18 protein-coding genes and 2 pseudogenes are annotated in these 17,966 nt (G+C 61.8%); 11 read left to right on the forward strand and 9 right to left on the reverse strand.

Going from position 1 to position 17,966, the window contains the following annotated elements; translation table 11 throughout:
* Positions 1–118 precede the first annotated feature (118 nt).
* Genes MJ643_RS11035 through MJ643_RS11060 form a run of 6 tightly spaced genes read left to right on the forward strand, consistent with a single transcriptional unit; the run spans position 119 to position 5,969 of the window.
* A complete protein-coding gene (locus tag MJ643_RS11035; RefSeq protein ID WP_013974233.1) occupies positions 119–724 on the forward strand; it encodes a CDP-alcohol phosphatidyltransferase family protein in 606 nt (201 codons plus the stop codon).
* 30 nt (positions 725–754) lie between these two features.
* Entirely contained in the window at positions 755–2,509 is a 1,755-nt protein-coding gene (locus MJ643_RS11040) for a bifunctional alpha/beta hydrolase/class I SAM-dependent methyltransferase (protein WP_024087745.1), read from the forward strand.
* Positions 2,510–3,973 (forward strand): phosphatase PAP2/dual specificity phosphatase family protein, encoded by a 1,464-nt coding sequence (locus MJ643_RS11045; protein ID WP_024087746.1) that lies wholly within the window; start codon positions 2,510–2,512, stop codon positions 3,971–3,973. It abuts the gene before it with no gap.
* Complete coding sequence (locus tag MJ643_RS11050) at positions 3,970–4,401, forward strand: hypothetical protein (protein WP_013974236.1); 432 nt, start codon at positions 3,970–3,972, stop codon at positions 4,399–4,401. Before MJ643_RS11045 ends, MJ643_RS11050 begins: the two co-directional genes overlap by 4 nt.
* A gap of 10 nt (positions 4,402–4,411) precedes the next feature.
* Positions 4,412–5,035 (forward strand): lysophospholipid acyltransferase family protein, encoded by a 624-nt coding sequence (locus MJ643_RS11055; RefSeq protein ID WP_013974237.1) that lies wholly within the window; start codon positions 4,412–4,414, stop codon positions 5,033–5,035.
* Position 5,036: 1 nt separating this feature from the next.
* The gene (locus MJ643_RS11060; protein ID WP_013974238.1) at positions 5,037–5,969 is read left to right on the forward strand and encodes a phosphatidate cytidylyltransferase; all 933 of its coding nucleotides are present in this window, start codon (positions 5,037–5,039) and stop codon (positions 5,967–5,969) included.
* Between the two features lie 123 nt (positions 5,970–6,092).
* Here the strand turns inward: MJ643_RS11060 and MJ643_RS11065 are convergent, their stop codons facing one another.
* On the reverse strand, positions 6,093–6,368 hold the full coding sequence (locus MJ643_RS11065; protein ID WP_003258414.1) for a metal/formaldehyde-sensitive transcriptional repressor: 276 nt from the start codon (positions 6,366–6,368) through the stop codon (positions 6,093–6,095).
* 70 nt (positions 6,369–6,438) lie between these two features.
* Between MJ643_RS11065 and dmeF the strand changes: the two genes are divergently transcribed.
* Both dmeF and MJ643_RS11075 read left to right on the forward strand, forming a co-directional pair.
* Positions 6,439–7,386 (forward strand): CDF family Co(II)/Ni(II) efflux transporter DmeF, encoded by a 948-nt coding sequence (dmeF, locus tag MJ643_RS11070; RefSeq protein ID WP_208209251.1) that lies wholly within the window; start codon positions 6,439–6,441, stop codon positions 7,384–7,386.
* A gap of 96 nt (positions 7,387–7,482) precedes the next feature.
* On the forward strand, positions 7,483–7,827 hold the full coding sequence (locus MJ643_RS11075) for a cupin domain-containing protein (RefSeq protein ID WP_003258412.1): 345 nt from the start codon (positions 7,483–7,485) through the stop codon (positions 7,825–7,827).
* Between the two features lie 154 nt (positions 7,828–7,981).
* On the opposite strand, the gene MJ643_RS11080 is transcribed toward MJ643_RS11075, so the two are convergent.
* From MJ643_RS11080 to MJ643_RS11090, 3 genes and pseudogenes are all read right to left on the reverse strand, one after another.
* Complete coding sequence (locus tag MJ643_RS11080) at positions 7,982–8,704, reverse strand: CatB-related O-acetyltransferase (protein ID WP_038410149.1); 723 nt, start codon at positions 8,702–8,704, stop codon at positions 7,982–7,984.
* A 213-nt stretch (positions 8,705–8,917) separates the two neighbouring features.
* Complete coding sequence (locus MJ643_RS11085; RefSeq protein ID WP_013974240.1) at positions 8,918–9,340, reverse strand: NAD(P)-binding domain-containing protein; 423 nt, start codon at positions 9,338–9,340, stop codon at positions 8,918–8,920.
* 28 nt (positions 9,341–9,368) lie between these two features.
* Positions 9,369–9,482: pseudogene (locus MJ643_RS11090) on the reverse strand (methylmalonate-semialdehyde dehydrogenase); the annotation flags it as partial.
* A 274-nt stretch (positions 9,483–9,756) separates the two neighbouring features.
* On the opposite strand from MJ643_RS11090, the gene MJ643_RS11095 reads away from it, so the two are divergent.
* Both MJ643_RS11095 and MJ643_RS11100 read left to right on the forward strand, forming a co-directional pair.
* Entirely contained in the window at positions 9,757–10,245 is a 489-nt protein-coding gene (locus MJ643_RS11095; RefSeq protein ID WP_013974242.1) for a type VI secretion system tube protein Hcp, read from the forward strand.
* Positions 10,246–10,255: 10 nt separating this feature from the next.
* Positions 10,256–11,234 (forward strand): annotated as a pseudogene (locus MJ643_RS11100) (hypothetical protein).
* 480 nt (positions 11,235–11,714) lie between these two features.
* Here MJ643_RS11100 and mmsB read toward each other — a convergent pair.
* On the reverse strand, positions 11,715–12,602 hold the full coding sequence (gene mmsB / locus MJ643_RS11105; RefSeq protein WP_013974244.1) for a 3-hydroxyisobutyrate dehydrogenase: 888 nt from the start codon (positions 12,600–12,602) through the stop codon (positions 11,715–11,717).
* Between the two features lie 10 nt (positions 12,603–12,612).
* Positions 12,613–14,139, reverse strand: coding sequence for a CoA-acylating methylmalonate-semialdehyde dehydrogenase (locus tag MJ643_RS11110; RefSeq protein ID WP_013974245.1), 1,527 nt, complete (start codon positions 14,137–14,139; stop codon positions 12,613–12,615).
* Positions 14,140–14,271: 132 nt separating this feature from the next.
* Between MJ643_RS11110 and MJ643_RS11115 the strand changes: the two genes are divergently transcribed.
* On the forward strand, positions 14,272–15,222 hold the full coding sequence (locus MJ643_RS11115) for a LysR family transcriptional regulator (RefSeq protein ID WP_013974246.1): 951 nt from the start codon (positions 14,272–14,274) through the stop codon (positions 15,220–15,222).
* 278 nt (positions 15,223–15,500) lie between these two features.
* Here the strand turns inward: MJ643_RS11115 and MJ643_RS11120 are convergent, their stop codons facing one another.
* Genes MJ643_RS11120 through MJ643_RS11130 form a run of 3 tightly spaced genes read right to left on the reverse strand, consistent with a single transcriptional unit; the run spans position 15,501 to position 17,831 of the window.
* A complete protein-coding gene (locus MJ643_RS11120) occupies positions 15,501–15,992 on the reverse strand; it encodes an OmpA family protein (protein WP_023661427.1) in 492 nt (163 codons plus the stop codon).
* 4 nt (positions 15,993–15,996) lie between these two features.
* Positions 15,997–17,268 carry a diguanylate cyclase gene (locus MJ643_RS11125; protein ID WP_013974248.1) on the reverse strand — a complete coding sequence of 424 codons (1,272 nt, stop codon included), beginning with the start codon at positions 17,266–17,268 and terminating at the stop codon, positions 15,997–15,999.
* Positions 17,265–17,831, reverse strand: coding sequence for a YfiR family protein (locus MJ643_RS11130; RefSeq protein WP_024087750.1), 567 nt, complete (start codon positions 17,829–17,831; stop codon positions 17,265–17,267). Before MJ643_RS11130 ends, MJ643_RS11125 begins: the two co-directional genes overlap by 4 nt.
* Positions 17,832–17,966: the final 135 nt, after the last annotated feature.

Genomic DNA, 17,966 nt, shown 5'->3' on the forward strand with positions numbered 1-17,966 from the left:
GCTCCCACAGGATGTGTGGTATCTCTCGGCTGGACACTATACCTGTGGGAGCGGGTTTACCCGCAAAGAAGGCTCACACACAATGGCGCCATAACGCCCCACCGAAAAGGACTTTCCAGTGGCATCGATCTACCAGCTCAAACCGCACTTCCAGGCCATGCTCCGCCCTGCTGTCCAGCGCCTCCATGACCGCGGTGTCACCGCCAACCAGGTCACTGTCGCCGCCGCCCTGCTGTCAATCCTGCTGGGCCTGCTGCTGGCTGCCCTGCCCCATCTCACCTGGCTGTTCATCCTGGTGCCAGTCTGGATGCTGCTGCGCATGGCACTGAACGCTGTCGACGGCATGCTCGCCCGCGAGTTCGGCCAGCAATCCACCCTCGGTGCCTACCTCAACGAACTGTGCGACGTGATCGCCGATGCCGCGCTGTACCTGCCCTTCGCCCTGCTGGCCGGTGTATCGCCAACCTTGGTCGTGCTCGTGGTGCTCAGCGCCACCTTCAGCGAATACGCCGGTGTCATGGGCCCACTGGCCGGTGCTTCACGGCGCTACGATGGCCCAATGGGCAAGAGCGACCGGGCCTTTGCCTTCGGTGTGCTGGGTACCGGTGTCGCTCTAGGCCTGCTGAATGGCACCTGGCTCAACGGCTTGTTGCTGGTCATCCTCGCACTCTCGCTCTATACCCTCTACAACCGGGTTCGCCAGGGGCTGGCCGAAACCCGCTGAGCCCACTGCCGTCGCAAAAGGATGTCGACCATGCGCCAAGCGCAAGCGCTGCACTTCTCCACCCATGACGGCGTCGAGCTGCATTACCGTCACTGGCCTGCCACGCGTAACCAACACCAGCCACGCCGGGCCGTGGTGATGTTCCATCGCGGCCACGAACACGGCGGGCGCATGGCACACCTGGCCGACGAGCTGGACATGCCGGGCTACGATTTCTTCGCCTGGGATGCCCGCGGCCACGGCCATTCGCCGGGCGCGCGTGGCGACAGCCCGGGCTTCGCCACCAGCGTGCGCGATGTGCAGACCTTCATCGAGCACATCCAGGCCAGCCATGGCATCGCCGAACAGGACCTGGTGGTGCTGGCGCAGAGCGTAGGGGCCGTGCTCGTGGCCACCTGGGCCCACGACTACGCGCCCAAGGTGCGCTGCCTGGTGCTGGCCTCGCCAGCGTTCAAGGTCAAACTGTATGTGCCGTTCGCCCGCACCGGCCTGAAACTGCTGAAAGCCTTGCGCGGAAACTTCTTCGTAAACAGCTACGTCAAGCCCCGCCTGCTCACCCACGACCCCGAACGGGTCATGTCGTACGTGGCCGACCCGCTGATCAGCCGGCCGATTTCGGTGACCATGCTGCTGGGCCTGTACGAAGCCGCCGACCGGGTGGTGGCGGATGCCCAGGCCATTCAGTTGCCAACCCAGCTGCTGGTGTCCGGTGCCGACTTCGTGGTCGAACGCCAACCGCAGGAACGCTTCTTCGAACGCCTGGGCAGTGCGCGCAAGGAAATGCACATCCTGCCAGGCTTTTTCCACGACACCCTTGGCGAGCGTGACAGGGCCCATGCCTTGCGGCGCATCGAGCGGTTTGTCGAACATTGCTTCGCCAGCCCCGCCGCCCTGCCGTCACTACTCGATGCCGACAAGATCGGCGCCAGCTGCGCCGAAGCCGAAAGCCTGGCCGCACCGCTGCCGCGCAACTCGCCCCGCGACCTTTACTGGCGTGCTACCCGTGCCGGGCTGCGGCTGGGCAATGGGCTGTCCGAAGGTGTGAAGCTGGGTTTCGATACCGGTTTCGACTCGGGCAGTACCCTGGACTACGTGTACCGCAACCAGCCGACCGGCAAAGGCAAGCTCGGCCGCCTGATCGACCAGAACTACCTCGACGCCATCGGCTGGCGTGGCATCCGCCAGCGCAAGCTTCACGTAGAGGAACTGCTGCGCCTGGCCATCGTCCGCCTGCGCGAACAGCAGCGGCCGGTGCACATCGTCGATATCGCCGCCGGCCATGGCCGCTACATTCTCGAGGCCCTGCAGGAGCTCGAACAGCTGCCGGATTCGATCCTGCTGCGTGACTACAGCGAACTGAACGTGCAGCAAGGCAGCGCACTGATTGCAGAAAAGGGCCTGGCCGACATCGCCCGCTTCGTCCAGGGCGATGCCTTCGACCGCCAGAGCCTGGCCACCCTGGAACAACCACCGACCCTGGCCGTGGTCTCCGGCCTGTACGAACTGTTCGCCAGCAACCAGTTGGTAGGCAACTCGCTGGCCGGCCTGGCGGATGCGCTGGAAGATGGCGGCTATTTGGTCTACACCGGCCAGCCGTGGCACCCGCAACTGGAAATGATCGCCCGCGCCCTCACCAGCCACCGCGGCGGGGAGGCCTGGGTGATGCGTCGCCGCAGCCAGGCCGAAATGGACCAGCTGGTAGAAGCGGCCGGGTTCCGCAAGCTGGCCCAACGCATCGATGAATGGGGCATTTTCAGCGTCAGCCTGGCACAACGGGTGCGCTGAATGAGCCCATCACGCGAGCCCCGGCTGATCCGCCGAGGCGTGTTCTGGCTTCTGTTGCTGGGGCCGCTGTTTTTCCTCAGTTACGGGCTGGCGAACAACCATACCGCCGGGCGCAGTGATGTCGGCAGCCTGGTGTTCGGCTGGGAAAGCCGCATGCCGTTGTGGCCGTGGACGATCATCCCGTACTGGTCGATCGACCTGCTCTACGGTTTGTCCTTCCTGCTGCCACGCACGCGCCAGGAAATGGACCGGCACGCGCTGGCGCTGCTCACCGCGCAGCTGATCAGCGTCAGCTGCTTCCTGCTCTGGCCGCTGCGTTTCACCTTCGAGCGGCCGGAACTGGGCGGGGTGTTCGGCTGGATGTTCGATGTGCTCATGGGCTTCGACAAGCCGTTCAACCAGGCACCGTCGCTGCATATTGCCCTGCTGGTGATCATCTGGACGATGTTTGCCCGGCACGTGCAGCGCCAGCCCTGGCGTTGGCTGATGCATGGCTGGATGGCACTGATCGGGGTGTCGGTGCTGACCACCTGGCAGCACCATTTCGTCGACGTGCCGACCGGGGCATTGGCGGGGTTCGTCTGCGTCTGGTTGTGGCCACATCAAGGGCAACTGCCCTGGCAGCAGGTGCGCCTTGCGCGGGATGCCAAGCGTTGGCGGTTGGCGTTGTTCTATACAGTGGGTGGGCTGCTGTGCGCAGTGCCTGCCGTTGCGTTGGGCGGCGCCTGGCTGTGGTTGACCTGGCCGGCCGTGTCGCTGGCTTTGGTGGCGCTGAACTATGGCGTGCTCGGTGCAGGCGGGTTTCAGAAAGGCGCCGATGGGCGCTTGTCGAATGCAGCCAGCTGGCTGCTGGCACCGTACCTGATTGGGGCGTGGGTCAACTCGCGGTTGTGGACCTGGCGGCACCCGCAGGCGGATGAAGTGTGTGATGGCGTCTACCTTGGGCGGATTCCTGGGTGTGGCGCGCAGTTCGCTGCGGTGGTCGATTTATGCGCAGAACTACCGTGCATTGTTGGCCGCCCTGTCGCGGACACTTGTGGGAGCGGCCTTGTGTCGCGAAAGGGCTGCGAAGCGGCCCCAGATTTTCAGCTTCGCAGCAGATATTGCTGGGTCCGCTTCGCGGCCCTTTCGCGACACAAGGCCGCTCCCACAGGGTCCGCGTCAGCCGGTCAGGCAGCGCATGGCTACGCATGTTTTCCTACCTTGGACCTGATCGCCCCGGAAAGCCCATTGCTGCACCAAGCCGCCGTCGCCATCGAACGCCTGCGCTCGCAAGGCCCGGTGCTGGTCTGCTGCGCCCTGGGCTATTCGCGCAGCGCCAGCGCCGTGGCAGCCTGGCTGGTGCTCACGGGCCGCTGCAGTGATGCTCGCCAGGCCGAAGCGCTGATCCGCAAGGCCCGCCCTGGCGTGGTGCTGCACAGCGCACACCGCCAGGCCTTGCAACAGCTAGGGACACAACCATGACGCTGTACGTGGTGGCCAGCCTGCTGGGCCGAGGCAAACAACTGGAACGCCTGTCGGACGGCCTCACCCTGCTGGCCCTGGCCTACGGTTTGGCGCCCTTGCTGGGTGCCCAATTGCAACCGCTGGCCAGCCTGCTGTGCATTGCGCTGCTGGTACTAGGCGTGCTGCACAAGTACTGGGCCGTCCGTGTGGCCATCGATGCCCAATTGTTCGCCCGCCTCGCCGCCAGCCGCGACCTGGCGGCGGACACCCAGGCCCTGGACCACGCACTGTTCGAGCTGAAACTCAAACCGCAGGCCGCCGACACCCGAGCATGGCCTGCCCGTAGCCGGGCCGCGCTGGCCCTGTTGCGCCGCCAGGCAGTGTGCCTGGGCCTGCAGCTGTCGCTGGCCTTGGCTACCCTGCTGACACTGCCTTTGAAGGGATGACTACCGATCCATGCTCGCCAACCTGACCGCCTACCTCATCACTTCCGCCGCCCGCCTGATCACCGGTGCCCGCGCCCTGTGGCTGGGCTGCACGCCGCTGCCGGTGCAGCGCCTGTATTTCGCCAACCACAGCAGCCATGGTGATTTCGTGCTGCTGTGGGCCTCGCTGCCGCAGCCGCTGCGCAAGCGTACCCGTCCGGTAGCCGGTGCCGATTACTGGGCCAAGCCGGGTATTCGCGATTTTCTTATCCGCAAGGTGTTCAACGGTGTGCTGATCAACCGGCAACACAGCGCCGGCCAGGGCAGCCCGTTGCAGCCGATCCTCGAAGCAGTGGCCCAGGGCGACTCGCTGATCTTTTTCCCGGAGGGCACTCGCAATCTCGGCGACGAGCCGCTGATGCCGTTCAGGAGCGGGCTGTACCACTTGGCAGCAGCCAACCCCGAAGTCGAACTGGTGCCGGTATGGATCGCCAATCTCAACCGGGTGATGCCCAAAGGTCGCGCCCTGCCGTTGCCGTTGTTGTGCACATTGAGCTTTGGCGAGCCGCTGCACCTGCAGGCGGATGAAAGCAAGCAAGCCTTTCTCGAGCGGGCCAGCCGGGCCTTGCTGAACCTGGCCCCCAAGGATGCCTGAGATGGACGACAACACCCTTTCCCTGTTTGCCGGCATCGGCGCCCTGCTGCTGCTCGCCAGCGTGATCGGCCGCCTGCTCAAATGGCGCGCCGGCCCGGCACCGCACGCGGTGATCGACAACCTCAACGCCCGCATCAACGCCTGGTGGGTGATGGTGCTGGTGATCGGCATCGCCTTCCTGTTCGGCAAGTACGGCGTGATCGTGCTGTTCTACGGCGTGTCGTTCTATGCCTTGCGCGAGTTCATGACGCTCACCCCGACCCGGCGCAGCGACTACCCGGCGCTGGTGGCGGCGTTCTATGTGGCGCTGCCGGTGCAATACGTGCTGATCGCCATGGACTGGTACGGGTTGTTCAGCATCTTCATCCCGGTGTACCTGTTCCTGTTGCTGCCGATCCTGGCCAGCTTCGGCGGCGACACCACGCGCTTTCTCGAGCGCGCCTCGAAGGTGCAATGGGGGCTGATGATCGCGGTGTACTGCGTGTCGTCGGTGCCGGCATTGATGACCCTGGACATCCCGGGTTACGAGGGCCGCAACCTGCTGCTGATTGCCTGGCTGATCCTGGTGGTGCAGATCAGCGACGTGCTGCAGTACGTGTGTGGCAAGCTGTTCGGCAAGCACAAGGTAGCGCCCAACCTGTCACCATCCAAGACCGTCGAAGGCCTGGCCGGCGGCGTGGCGCTGGCCACCCTGATCGGCGCCCTGGTGTGCTGGATCACCCCGTTCACCTTCTGGCAGGCCGCGCTGATGGCGTTGGCGGTGAACGCCATGGGCTTCTTCGGCGGGCTGGTGATGTCGGCGATCAAGCGCGACCGTGGGGTGAAGGACTGGGGGCACATGATCGAAGGCCACGGCGGCATGCTCGACCGCATGGATTCGGTGTGCTTTGCCGCGCCGGTGTTCTTCCACTTTGTGCGGTATTGGTGGGCGTAATCATACCCCTTGGGGGTATAGAGGCCCCTGTAGGAGCGGCCTTGTATCGCGAAAGGGCCGCAGAGCGGCCCCAGGACTCCAGCAGTGGTGCACAAATTGCTGGGGCGTGCCTACCCACCTAATTCACTTGAGGTACGACCGCAGCAACGTCGCCACCTTGTCCGCCTCGTCCTGCCGCTCCTCGGCACTCAGCCCGTCCGCCACCAGGTGTTCGCGGATATGCCCTTCCATCACTTCGGCCATCAGCCCGTTCACCGCACCGCGCACGGCGGCGATCTGTTGCAGTATCGCCAGGCAGTCCTTGTCCTGCTCCAGCGCTGTCTCCAGGGCGGCGGCCTGGCCTTTGATCTTGCGCACCCGGGTCAGCAGCTGCTTCTTGCTCTTCAGGGTATGTGCCATTGGGTTTCACACCATGCTAGGTATACTGGGGTATAGTATATTTCTCGACGTTCCGGGAGCATGATAAACCATGGCGACACAAACCTCAGACCGCTGGCAGCACAGCCACCAGTTCCATACCAGCAACCTGAGCGCCGAGCGCAAGACGCGCCTGGCCGTGTGGCTGACCGCAGTGATGATGGTGGCGGAAATTACCGGGGGCTGGTTCTTCAATTCCATGGCGTTGCTGGCCGACGGCTGGCACATGAGCTCCCACGCCCTGGCCCTGGGCCTGTCGCTGCTGGCCTATGCCGCCGCGCGGCGTTATGCCGGCGACCGGCGCTTTGCCTTCGGCACCTGGAAGATCGAGATTCTCGGCGGCTACTCCAGCGCCCTGCTGTTGCTGGGCGTGGCCGGGTTGATGGCGTTCCAGTCGGTGCAGCGCCTGCTGGCACCGGGGCCGATCCATTATGACGAGGCGATCTTCATCGCCGCCGTGGGCCTGGCCGTCAACCTGATCTGCGCCTGGCTGCTGCGTGACGACCATCACCATCACGATCACGATCATCACCACCATGGCCACGACCATCACCATGACCATGGCCACCGTCACCACGACCTGAACCTGCGCTCGGCCTACCTGCACGTGATGGCCGACGCCGCCACCTCGGTGCTGGCTATCGTTGCCCTGCTGGCCGGCAAGTACTGGGGCGCCGGGTGGCTCGACCCGGTCATGGGCCTGGTCGGTGCGCTGCTGGTGGCGCTGTGGGCCCGCGGGCTGCTGCGCGATACCGGGCGGGTGCTGCTGGATGCGGAGATGGACGCGCCGGTAGTGGAAGAAATCCGCGCGGTGGTCGCGCAACTGCCGGTGCCGGCCAGCATCACCGACCTGCACGTGTGGCGCGTGGGCAAAGACCAGTACGCCTGCATTCTCGGCCTGGCCGCCTGGGCCGAACTCAGCGCCGACAGCGTGCGCCAGGCCCTGGGCGTACACGAAGAACTGGCGCACATCACCGTCGAGGTCAACCGCCTGGCATAGCGCGACCAGACAGCTGGACGTCGAGCCCAGGCAACTGCGGCTCGGCCGATGGCCCTATGGTGACGAGTCATTCAGCCAGTCACCAGGAGTTGTGCCATGTCCGATTTCATCACCGTCCTGCGCGAAACCTGCCCGACGCCGGTCGTGGACGCCACCAAGTGGAAGCGCATCGGCGGCGATCCGCACACCGTCAACCTCAACGCCTACCTGTCGGCCGACGGCAGCAAGATCATGGGCACCTGGATCTGCACTCCGGGCAAGTTCGAGGTCAACTACGAGAAGTGGGAGTTCTGCCACTTCCTCGATGGCTACTGCATCATCACCCCGGAAGGCGAAGAGCCGAAGCACCTGAAAGCGGGTGATGTGTTCGTGATCGAACCGGGGATGAAAGGCACCTGGGAAGTGGTCGAGACCGTGCGCAAGTACTTTGTCTTTGCCTGATTCATAAGCGGACTTTGCCGGTCATGTGGGATGCGCAAAAAATCCCACATGACCATGACGCCGCTCAGGTTCAGGCATGATGACCAATGAGTGCGCGAGACGAATAGTATCCTGCCGCAAGTATGATAGTAGCCTTTGGCACATCTCCGCTCGACTACGAGCGGTCACTCTTCAAGAGTTTTACACCCTTCTGAGAAAGACAAACGACTCTGTAGTTTACTTTGTCTCGTGAGGTACGACTTTCGATAGACCTCAGGAACTTTTTCGGGTCTGCCAAATTCAGCTCTCTCAAGGTAGCGGTATCCAAATCCCACCACTCGCTGTCCATGAGCCTGACAATGATATCTTCAGCATGTCGATACTTGATGACTTTGGCCGGATTCCCACCCACGATCGCATACGGCGGCACATCACGCGACACCAAAGCCTTGGTCGCGATAATGGCTCCGGTCCCGACCTTCACGCCTGCAAGGACAGTGGCTCCGGCGCCAATCCATACGTCGTGGCCTATCTGGGCAAGCGCTTCTTCAGCTCGATACTCCAGATTTCCTCCATCTTCATACTGAAATGGATGGGTACTTACCCAGGAGGATGGGTGTGTGTGTTTCTCTTGACCAATGACACAATCAGAGCCAATGGAGCAGAATCGACCTATGGAAGATACAAATGAAAGATGGGTACCACTTCTTATATAGGTGTAAGCACCAATTCCGACTTGGGAAGAACGAATTTTTATATGACCTAGTTGAACATATCCCTCTAGATCAGCACTGGCATACTTACTGAATGTTGAAGGCCCGGCAGCAATCTTACCCCCGTGAGACCTGACTATTCGCTTGTAGCGAGCGGCTTTGATTGACTCTATTATCTTGAACATAAAGATGGCTCAGGTTTCCCTATCTGGAAACCGTAGCAAATTGACATCTTGGGTTGAAGATGTTGTTGCCTGCGCAAAGTCAGTAAACTCATCAAAATACGTGGGAAAAATCTGAGCGCCCGGCAGCAAAAAAAATCGCGGATCAGACGCCCTTCCCTCTGGTGCGCAGTTACAGAGGGAGGGCCGCCTGGCCCGCGACGAAGTACACGCTCGTCAATCCTTCTTGCGGTAACCCTCGACGATCGCCGAGAAGTCCTTGCCACCCTCGCCGCGCAGGCTCATGGCCTGATACAGCTGCTGGGCCACGGCACCCAGGATCACCGGTTGATGCGCCTGGCGTGCAGCCTCGGTGGCCAGCCCTAGGTCCTTGAGCATCAGCTCGGCGCCAAAGCCACCGGTATAGCCACGCGATGCCGGCGCATCGCCCATGTCCACGCCCTTGGCCGCTGCGGCCTTGGACACATCACGCGCAGTCTGCGGGTCGATGGTGCTGCAATTCACGGTCGGCGTGCCGGGGCGTATGCCGGCCAGCACGGCCTTGTTCAAGTCGAACAGGTTCAGTTGGTGCCCGGCCTTGATCAGGTTGCGGGCCCTGGGTGCCCCCATGTTGCCCAGGCCGATGAATGCGATACGCATGACGTACTCCTTAACGCAGGCCGATGGCTTAACGCAGGCTGATGGTGGTGTTCACACCGTCGTTGACGCTGTCGTCATCGAACCAGCGGGCGGTGACGGTCTTGGTCTGAGTGTAAAACTGCACCACTTGCTTGCCGTACGGATGAGTGAAAATTCCCACATGACTCTGTTCGCAATTAAACATGATGAATAAGGCAACCAGGAGTTGAATAAACATCATCCTATTGCAAGGGTAACAGTTACATTTTTTGACATATGAATTCAGCTTTCCCCCTTCATTTGTAGTCCATTTCTGAACTGCACCTCTTCATCCCCTGAAGTATTGCCCCCGACTCATCGCAGGCCTAGGCTCTGCAAATCAGCCGGGTCACCGGGCAGCAATACCCAATTGATTCAATTGCCAGGGAGAAGAAAACATGGCTTTCGACGCCTACATTCAGATCGACAACATTCCAGGCGAAGCACTGGACAAGCAATACAGCAAATGGATTGAAGTGCTTGGCTACGATTTCGGCGTCAGCCAAAGCACATCTGCCACTGCAAGTTCTACTGGCGGAGCCACTTCCGGCCGTACCTCTGTCACCAACTTCACTTTCACCAAATACCTCGACAGTGCCAGTTGCAAACTGATGGAAGCCAGTTGCACCGGGCAGCACCTCAAGGAAGTGAAACTGGCACTCTGCCGCGCGGGTGGTGACAAACTCAAGTACTACGAAATTATCCTCGAGGAAGTGATCATCGCCGAGTATTCGCAGAGCGTGGACACCGGCGTACCGCTTGAAGTAGTGCAGCTCAACTACGGCCGGATCAAGACCACCTATACCCAGCAGCGGCGCATTGATGGCGCCGGTGGCGGCAATATCGCCAGCGGCTGGGACCGGATCGGCGACAAAAAATACGCGTGAGGACAAGCCTATGTCTGAAGCCCGGGCGTTTCTCAATCTCAAGCTGCAAAACTATCATAGGCTGAAATCCGACCTGGCGCTGACCGGTTATTCCCTGGAAAAGTTTGACGTGCTGAATTCGCACATCGCCAATACTGTGGTCCGTAGCGGTGAACTTATCATCATCGGCGATCCCACCACGGCTTCCTGCACCAGCCAGGAAGCCTGGATGATGAGACAGGCGACGATTGCGCACATGGGGCTGATGCGCAACGGCCAAGGTGTGGATAACTTTTCCCTGGATAATTTCGAGACCTTGAAGAGCCTCATCGCGCATGCATCTGTGGGCGCTGGTGTAGTCAGTGAAGGGTGGAGCAAGCACCTGAAAGCTATCGAGGCCACCTTGATGGATATCGAGAAGCTGCATCAACAGCATCTCGGGTCAGGGGCCATGGCGGCTCGCGATCAGTTCTATGCAAAGCGTGCCGTCTTGTTCATGAAGTTGGATGAGCAGCTGAACAAGCTGGCGGCTTACGGTTCCGGGATAAGGAACAAAGGCTCGATCAAAAGGACGCTGGGGATATCCACAAAGAGTTATTTGCATACCGGCGAGATTGCAGGATATGCCAACAAAGTCTCAGGCGTGGCGACGGCTGCTAATTTGATCAAGAAAGGAACGTATGTAGGGATTGCATTAGACGTCGCTGCCACGGGCCTGGAGATACATAAAGCCTGTACGCTCGGACGCGAGGAGGAATGCAAAAAGGCGCAGTATGTCGAGGTTAGTTCATTAACCTTGGGCTTGTTGGGTACTACTGCTGGGGCAGCCAGTGGCAAGCTTATTCTTGGTGCTGCTTGCAGCGTGGTGTTTGGCGTAGCGACAGGTGGAACCGGAGCACTCGCTTGTGGGATATTCGGCGGTACAGTGGGGGGGAATGGCAGGCGGAAAATTTGGGAATGAAGCAGGCGCCTGGGCTGGGGAACTTCTATACGAGGCAGTAGCAAAATGACAATCATGCACTGGATTTTTTTAGTCTACAGCATGACAGTCACAACTTTACTTTTCTTGAACCTGGCATTAACAATATATATCGCTCATCGCAAAATTGATTACATTGAAGGATTTTTATTAAATTGCAATGCAATAACCGGCGAAAAAAAACTCTGGCTACATGCTGGCCTGATGGGAAAATTCTTTCGACTAACGAACATATCATTCATACTACTCATTCCTAAAATCTATGCACGAAAAAACCTCATTGACACCAAGGAAATAAATAATCTACCTTCAAAAATCAAGACCCTCCTAATCTTCATAGGCTCCTCGCTTTTGATATTGACTATCGCATTTTTTGGTTTGGGAGTTTTCATGTATTACTTACCCCCCTTGCCTAAATAATGCTCAAAAAACATCGCAGTACGGGCCCCCTCCCCTCTGGTGCGCAGTTACAGAGGGAAGGCCGCCCGGCCCGCGATAAAGTCCTCGCTCGTCAATCCTTCTTGCGGTAACCCTCGACGATCGCCGAGAAGTCCTTGCCACCCTCGCCGCGCAGGCTCATGGCCTGATACAGCTGCTGGGCCACGGCACCCAGGATCACCGGTTGATGCGCCTGGCGTGCAGCCTCGGTGGCCAGCCCTAGGTCCTTGAGCATCAGCTCGGCGCCAAAGCCACCGGTATAGCCACGCGATGCCGGCGCGGTTTCGATGATGCCCGGCCACGGGTTGTAGGTGTCCGAGCTCCAGCAACGCCCGGTCGAACTGTTGATGATGCCGGCCAGCACCTTGGTGTCGATGCCCAGCGCATTGCCCAGGGCCATGGCCTCGGACACGCCTATCATCGAGATGCCCAGCAGCAGGTTGTTGCAGATCTTGGCGATCTGCCCTGTGCCCACTTCACCGCAGTGCACGATGTTGCGGCCCATCTGCTCCAGTACCGGCTTGAGGGTGGCGAACAGCTCGGCGCTGGCACCGACCATGAAGGTCAGGGTGCCTGCCGCCGCGCCGCCGGTGCCACCGGACACCGGCGCATCGCCCATGTCCACGCCCTTGGCCGCTGCGGCCTTGGACACATCACGCGCCGTCTGCGGGTCGATGGTGCTGCAATCCACGGTCGGCGTGCCGGGGCGAATGCCGGCCAGCACGCCGTCTTCGTTCAGGTACACGCTGCGCACATGGGTGGCAGCCGGCAGCATGGTGATCACCAGCTCGCTGTTGGCCGCCGCGTCCTTGGGCGAAGGGCTGATCTGCCCACCCAGTTCTGCCAGCTCGGCCAGCACGGCCTTGTTCAGGTCGAACAGGTTCAGTTGGTGCCCGGCCTTGATCAGGTTGCGGGCCATGGGTGCGCCCATGTTGCCCAGGCCGATGAATGCGATACGCATGACTCTCTCCTTAGCGCAGGCTGATGGTGGTGTTCACGCCGTCGTTGACGCTGTCATCATCGAACCAGCGGGCGGTGACGGTCTTGGTCTGAGTGTAGAACTGCACCACTTGCTTGCCGTACGGGCCGAGGTCGCCGAGCTTGGAGCCACGCGAGCCGGTGAAGCTGAAGAACGGTACCGGGACCGGGATCGGGATGTTGATGCCGACCTGGCCGACGTCGATTTCGCTCTGGAACTTGCGCGCTGCCGCGCCACTCTGGGTGAACAGGCCGGTACCGTTACCGAACGGGTTGGCATTGACCAGGGCGATGGCCTCATCAAGGGTATCGACCTCCAGGGTCACCAGCACCGGGCCGAAGATTTCCTGGGTGTAGACCTGCATGTCGGTCTTCACGCCCGAAAACAGGGTCGGGCCAATGAAGTTGCCTTGCTCGTAGCCCGGTACCGTGACGTCACGGCCGTCGAGTTCCAGCTTGGCGCCTTCCTTGATGCCACTTTCGATCAGACCCAGCACACGCTCCTTGGCGCGTTTGGAGACCACAGGGCCGACATCGGTGCCTGGCTCGCAGCCGGCATTGACCTTGAGCTTGCTGGCCGCTTCCTTGATGTCCGGCAGCCATTCACGGGCCTTGCCCACCAACACAGCCACCGAGGTGGCCATGCAGCGCTGGCCTGCTGCACCGAAGGCGGCACCGACCAGCGCGTTGACGGTTTGCGTGCGGTTGGCATCAGGCAGCACCACCGCGTGGTTCTTGGCGCCCATCATCGACTGCACGCGCTTGCCGTGCTGGCTGCCCAGGTTGTACACGTGGGTGCCCACTTCAGTGGAGCCGACGAAGGAAATCGCCTTGATGTCCTGGTGGGTGCAAATGGCATCCACCACTTGCTTGCCGCCGTGCACCACGTTGAGCACGCCAGCCGGTATGCCGGCTTCCAGCGCCAGTTCAACCAGCAGCATGGTCGACAGCGGGTCCTGCTCGGACGGCTTGAGCACGAAGGTGTTGCCGCAGACGATGGCCATGGGGAACATCCACAGCGGGATCATCGCCGGGAAGTTGAACGGGGTGATGCCAGCGCATACGCCGATCGGCTGGCGCAGGGTGTAGGTATCGACGCCGCCGGCAACGTTCTCGGCGAATTCGCCCATCTGCAGGGTGCCGATGGAGGCGGCGTGCTCGACCACTTCCAGGCCGCGGAAGATATCGCCTTCGGCGTCGGCCAGGGTCTTGCCCTGCTCGGCACTGAGGACCTGGGCGATGCGTTTGGTGTTTTCGCGGATCAGCGCCTGCAGCTTGAGCATGATGCGCATGCGCGCGCCGATCGGCGTGTTACGCCAGGTCTGGAAGGCGCGGTGGGCAGCGGCGACGGCTGCGTCGACTTCTTCGACGGTGGCGAACGGTACGCGCGCCAGCACCTCTTGGGTAGCCGGGTTGACGATGTCGCGCCATTCGGTGGTCTTGGACTCGACCCATTGGCCGTCGATCAGCAGCTTGACCTGCTCGATTTTGGTCTGGTTAGGGGATTGCGGTGCGTTCATCTGCGTTCTCCTTGGAATTATTGTCGGGACGAGATCGCCAGCGCCGTGCAAACGCGAGGTGGCGTCCTGAGGCTTGTTTCGAGTATAGATGTGCAAACATCCAACAAGAACGCACAAAAAAACCGGATCATCATGCAAAAAGACCTTACATCCCTGAGCGCGCTCAACTGGGACGACCTGAAGTTCTTCCTTGAAGTGGCGCGTACGCGCAAGGCCAGCAGCGCCGCCAAACGCCTGAGCGTGGACTACACCACTGTGTCGCGGCGCATCAGCTCGCTGGAGGGGGCGCTGGGCACCTTGCTGTTCGAGAAATCCCGGACCAACGGCTTTGTCCTCACCGCCGAGGGCCAGCGCTTGCTGGGCTATGCCGAGTCGATCGAGAGCACGCTGCACATGGCCTGCGAGCAGGTATCCGGGTCGGGCGTGGCGTTGTCGGGGCATGTGCGCATGGGCTGCACCGAAGGCTTCGGCAGCTTCTTCGTCACCCCGCAGCTAAGCCACTTCGTCGATGCCTACCCGGCGATTTCGGTGGATATCCTGCCGCTGCCGCACTTCATCAGTCTGTCCAAGCGCGAGGCGGACATCGTCATCGCCCTGGAGCGGCCGGAGCATGGGCCTTATGTGTGCTGCAAGCTGTGCGACTACCGCTTGCGGCTGTACGCGACCCAGGACTACCTGGACCGCCATGCACCGATCAACCAGATCGCAGACTTGGCCAAGCACCCGTTCATCAGCTACGTGGACGACCTGGCGTTCAGTTCGGAGCTGCTGTACCTGGCCAACCTGATCCCCAGCGCCAGCGCGCATTTACGCAGTACCAGCGTGATTGCGCAGTACACGGCAGCGTTGCAGGGGCGTGGGCTGGCGATCTTGCCGTGCTTCCTGGCGGCGCAGGACCCGCGGCTGGTGACGGTGTTGCCGGAGGAGATCGAGGTGACACGGCAGTTCTGGATGTATTGCCGGGAGGATTTGAGGAAGTTGAAGCGGATTACGCTGTTGTGGGACTACATCCGGGGGGTGACCGAGGCGAATGCGCCGTTGTTGATGGGGGAGACCCGGGAGATGCGGTTTGCTCAGGAATAAGGGGCTGCGTTGCAGCCCATCGCCGGCAAGCCAGCTCCCACGGATGCAGCGTTGATCTAGAGGTTGTCGCTGTACCTGTGGGAGCGGCCTTGTGTCGCGAAAGGGCTGCAGAGCAGCCCCGGCAATTTGTGCATCTGCGCTAAAACCCCGGGGGTAACACAGATAATGTGGGAGCGGGTTTACCCGCGAAGCAGACAACTCGGTGCATGGCACCGGCTTCGCCGGTGTTCGCGGGTGAACCCGCTCCACAGGGATATCTGATAGCCCGTAGGCTGTGGTCAGTACGAAGCCACCACAATGGACACCCGCCGGTTCTCGGTGCGCCCGGCGCTGGTGCGGTTGTTCGCCACCGGCTGGCTGCTGCCCAGTCCGCGGGACTGGATGTTCTGCGCCGGCATGCCTACCCCGACCAGCGCCTTGGCAACGCTCTGTGCGCGGCGCTCGGACAGCTGCTGGTTATATGCCGCCTTGCCGGACGAGTCGGCATGCCCATCCACCCGCACCCCCTGGATGCCAACGCCGAGCAGCGCCTTGCCAATGCGTTCGACAATCGCCTGGCTCTGGCTGTTGAGGCTGTCCAGGTCGCTGCCGAACAGCACCTTGCCGGACAAATCGTAGGCCCAGCCTTCGTCGGTCGGGGTAAAGCCTTCACGCTTGAGCACGGCAATCTGCTCGGCGGACAGGCCTTTGGGCGGAGCGCTCTGGCAGCCGGTCAGCGCCAGCACGGCGAGCAACAAGGCCCAAAGGGGGAAACGCAAAGCCTGTATCACGGGTTCAACTCCTGTTCTTGATTTCGCTGGCGGACCGTTCCGTCTGCGCCACCTGCCAATGGCCACGGCGTTTGCGCTTGGCCTGGTACATCGCCGCATCGGCGGCATTCAGAAGACTGGCGGGGTCGGCGCCGTCATCCGGGTAATAGGCAATACCGACACTCAACGAGGTGGCGATACTGCGGCCACTGTCCAGCTGCACCGGCAACTTCATGCTGGCAACGATCTTCTCGGCAATGTGCTCGGCGTCCTGGCGCGAATGCAAAGGCGTCAGCAGCACGGCGAACTCATCGCCACCCAGGCGCGCTACCAAGTCGTGCTCGCGCAGTTGGGCACGCACGCGGTCGGCCACGCTGATCAGCACTTCGTCGCCCACCGCATGGCCGAGGGTGTCGTTGATCTGCTTGAAGTGGTCACTGTCGAGGAACAGCAGCGCCAGGTGATCCTGCTGCCGTTCGGCATTGCGCACGCTGCGGCTCAGGCGCCCCTCGAAGAAGGCGCGGTTGGGCAAGCCGGTCAGGCTGTCGTGGCTGGCCTGGTGGGCCAGGGTCTGGTTTTCGTTCTGCAGGTGGCTGTGCCATACCTCCAGCTCATCCAGCAGCGCGTTGAAGTCATTGCCCAGTTCGTTGAGCTCGGCAATCGGCGCCTCCGGCACGCGCCGGTCGAAACTGCGCTCGCGGCGGGCGGCGTGGGCGACACTGGCCAGGCCGCGCAGCGGGCGGACGATATCGCTGAGCAGACGCCGCGACAGGTATTGGGCAGCCAGGGCGCTGAGCACCGTGCAGAACAGGATGCCGGCCAGCCCGCTGAACAAGAACAGCAACAGGCTTCGCCCCTGGCCAACCAGCTCGATGCGCCCGACCTGCTGTTGCTGGTGCGTGATCGGCAGGTTGATCGGCTCATCCAGCAAGGCGGTGGCCACCTGTGCCTCCAGCCGCGCGAGCACGCCGGTATCACTGCGCTGCCAATGCGCCAGCTGCTCGCCTTCGTTGTTGAAGACCCTGGCTTCGGCCACTTCCTCGGTACTGGCGATCAGCGCCAGCGATTCATTGGCGGCAGCGCTGTCGTCAAACACCACCGCCGCTTCCACGGTGTAGCTGATCGAGCGGGCGATCAGGTGCAGGTTGTCGTTGGCGTAGACACGCAGGGCGAGCACGCCCAGCAGGGTCAGGGATATGCCGGCAAGGCCCACGGCGAGCAAGGCGACGCTGAGGTGGCCACGGCCCAACACCGAGCGCAGGGTCGGGCGCACGCCGCGCTTGCGCGTTGGTTTCATGGTTGCACCGCCCGGCGCCGCGACAATTGCAGCACGCTGGGATGAATGTGCACGCCGGAGCGTGCCACCGAGTCCAGGTTGACTTCAAAGGCTACCTGCTGGTCGCTGACCCGCAAGCAGAACAGGCTACCGACCGTGCACGGGTCGTCTGCCTCGCTGATGCTCAGCACCGGGTGGCCACTGACGCGCTCGAACAGCCGGTCGCGCTGGCCCTGGTCGAGTTTGCCAATGTAGATGGCGTCGCAGGCCTGGGCGACCTGGCTATCGTCTGCCAGCAGCCGCCGCACCTGCAGCGGTCGGCCAGACTCCTGCACATGGCCTTTGATCAGGTCATCGGCGTATTCGGTCGGGCCGACCAGGCACAGGCGCAAGGGCGAAGGTTCGACGGGCCAGCGGGCGTAGCTGAAGATGCCCAGCACCACCTGGGTAACGGCCTTGGCACGTTGCTGCGCCTGGGCGGCAGTTATGGCGGGGTCTGCCTGGGCCGGGCCTGCGGAAAGGAACAGGGCGGCCAGCAATAGCGAAAGCACACAGCTCGTCACTCGCCTTGCGGCCACGTTCATGTGGGAAATCTCTTAAGGTCCTTTCCGATATCGGCGCAACGATAGCACATGGCCGCATGCTTGTAGGAACGGCGCGGATCTAATGCGATCCCTGTGGGAGCGGGCGTGCCCGCGAAGCAGGCACCACGGTGGCTG

It is taken from the genome of Pseudomonas sp. PNPG3 (genome assembly GCF_023093815.1).
GTDB lineage: Bacteria > Pseudomonadota > Gammaproteobacteria > Pseudomonadales > Pseudomonadaceae > Aquipseudomonas > Aquipseudomonas asiatica.

Bases quoted from the DNA above. Each gene is read 5' to 3' on its own strand.
- MJ643_RS11040 (WP_024087745.1), top strand. From the start codon at position 755: ATGCGCCAAGCGCAAGCGCTGCACTTCTCCACCCATGACGGCGTCGAG.
- MJ643_RS11045 (WP_024087746.1), top strand. From the start codon at position 2,510: ATGAGCCCATCACGCGAGCCCCGGCTGATCCGCCGAGGCGTGTTCTGG.
- MJ643_RS11050 (WP_013974236.1), top strand. From the start codon at position 3,970: ATGACGCTGTACGTGGTGGCCAGCCTGCTGGGCCGAGGCAAACAACTG.
- MJ643_RS11055 (WP_013974237.1), top strand. From the start codon at position 4,412: ATGCTCGCCAACCTGACCGCCTACCTCATCACTTCCGCCGCCCGCCTG.
- MJ643_RS11060 (WP_013974238.1), top strand. From the start codon at position 5,037: ATGGACGACAACACCCTTTCCCTGTTTGCCGGCATCGGCGCCCTGCTG.
- MJ643_RS11065 (WP_003258414.1), bottom strand. From the start codon at position 6,368: ATGGCACATACCCTGAAGAGCAAGAAGCAGCTGCTGACCCGGGTGCGC.
- dmeF (WP_208209251.1), top strand. From the start codon at position 6,439: ATGGCGACACAAACCTCAGACCGCTGGCAGCACAGCCACCAGTTCCAT.
- MJ643_RS11075 (WP_003258412.1), top strand. From the start codon at position 7,483: ATGTCCGATTTCATCACCGTCCTGCGCGAAACCTGCCCGACGCCGGTC.
- MJ643_RS11080 (WP_038410149.1), bottom strand. From the start codon at position 8,704: ATGTTCAAGATAATAGAGTCAATCAAAGCCGCTCGCTACAAGCGAATA.
- MJ643_RS11085 (WP_013974240.1), bottom strand. From the start codon at position 9,340: ATGCGTATCGCATTCATCGGCCTGGGCAACATGGGGGCACCCAGGGCC.
- MJ643_RS11095 (WP_013974242.1), top strand. From the start codon at position 9,757: ATGGCTTTCGACGCCTACATTCAGATCGACAACATTCCAGGCGAAGCA.
- mmsB (WP_013974244.1), bottom strand. From the start codon at position 12,602: ATGCGTATCGCATTCATCGGCCTGGGCAACATGGGCGCACCCATGGCC.
- MJ643_RS11110 (WP_013974245.1), bottom strand. From the start codon at position 14,139: ATGAACGCACCGCAATCCCCTAACCAGACCAAAATCGAGCAGGTCAAG.
- MJ643_RS11115 (WP_013974246.1), top strand. From the start codon at position 14,272: ATGCAAAAAGACCTTACATCCCTGAGCGCGCTCAACTGGGACGACCTG.
- MJ643_RS11125 (WP_013974248.1), bottom strand. From the start codon at position 17,268: ATGAAACCAACGCGCAAGCGCGGCGTGCGCCCGACCCTGCGCTCGGTG.
- MJ643_RS11130 (WP_024087750.1), bottom strand. From the start codon at position 17,831: ATGAACGTGGCCGCAAGGCGAGTGACGAGCTGTGTGCTTTCGCTATTG.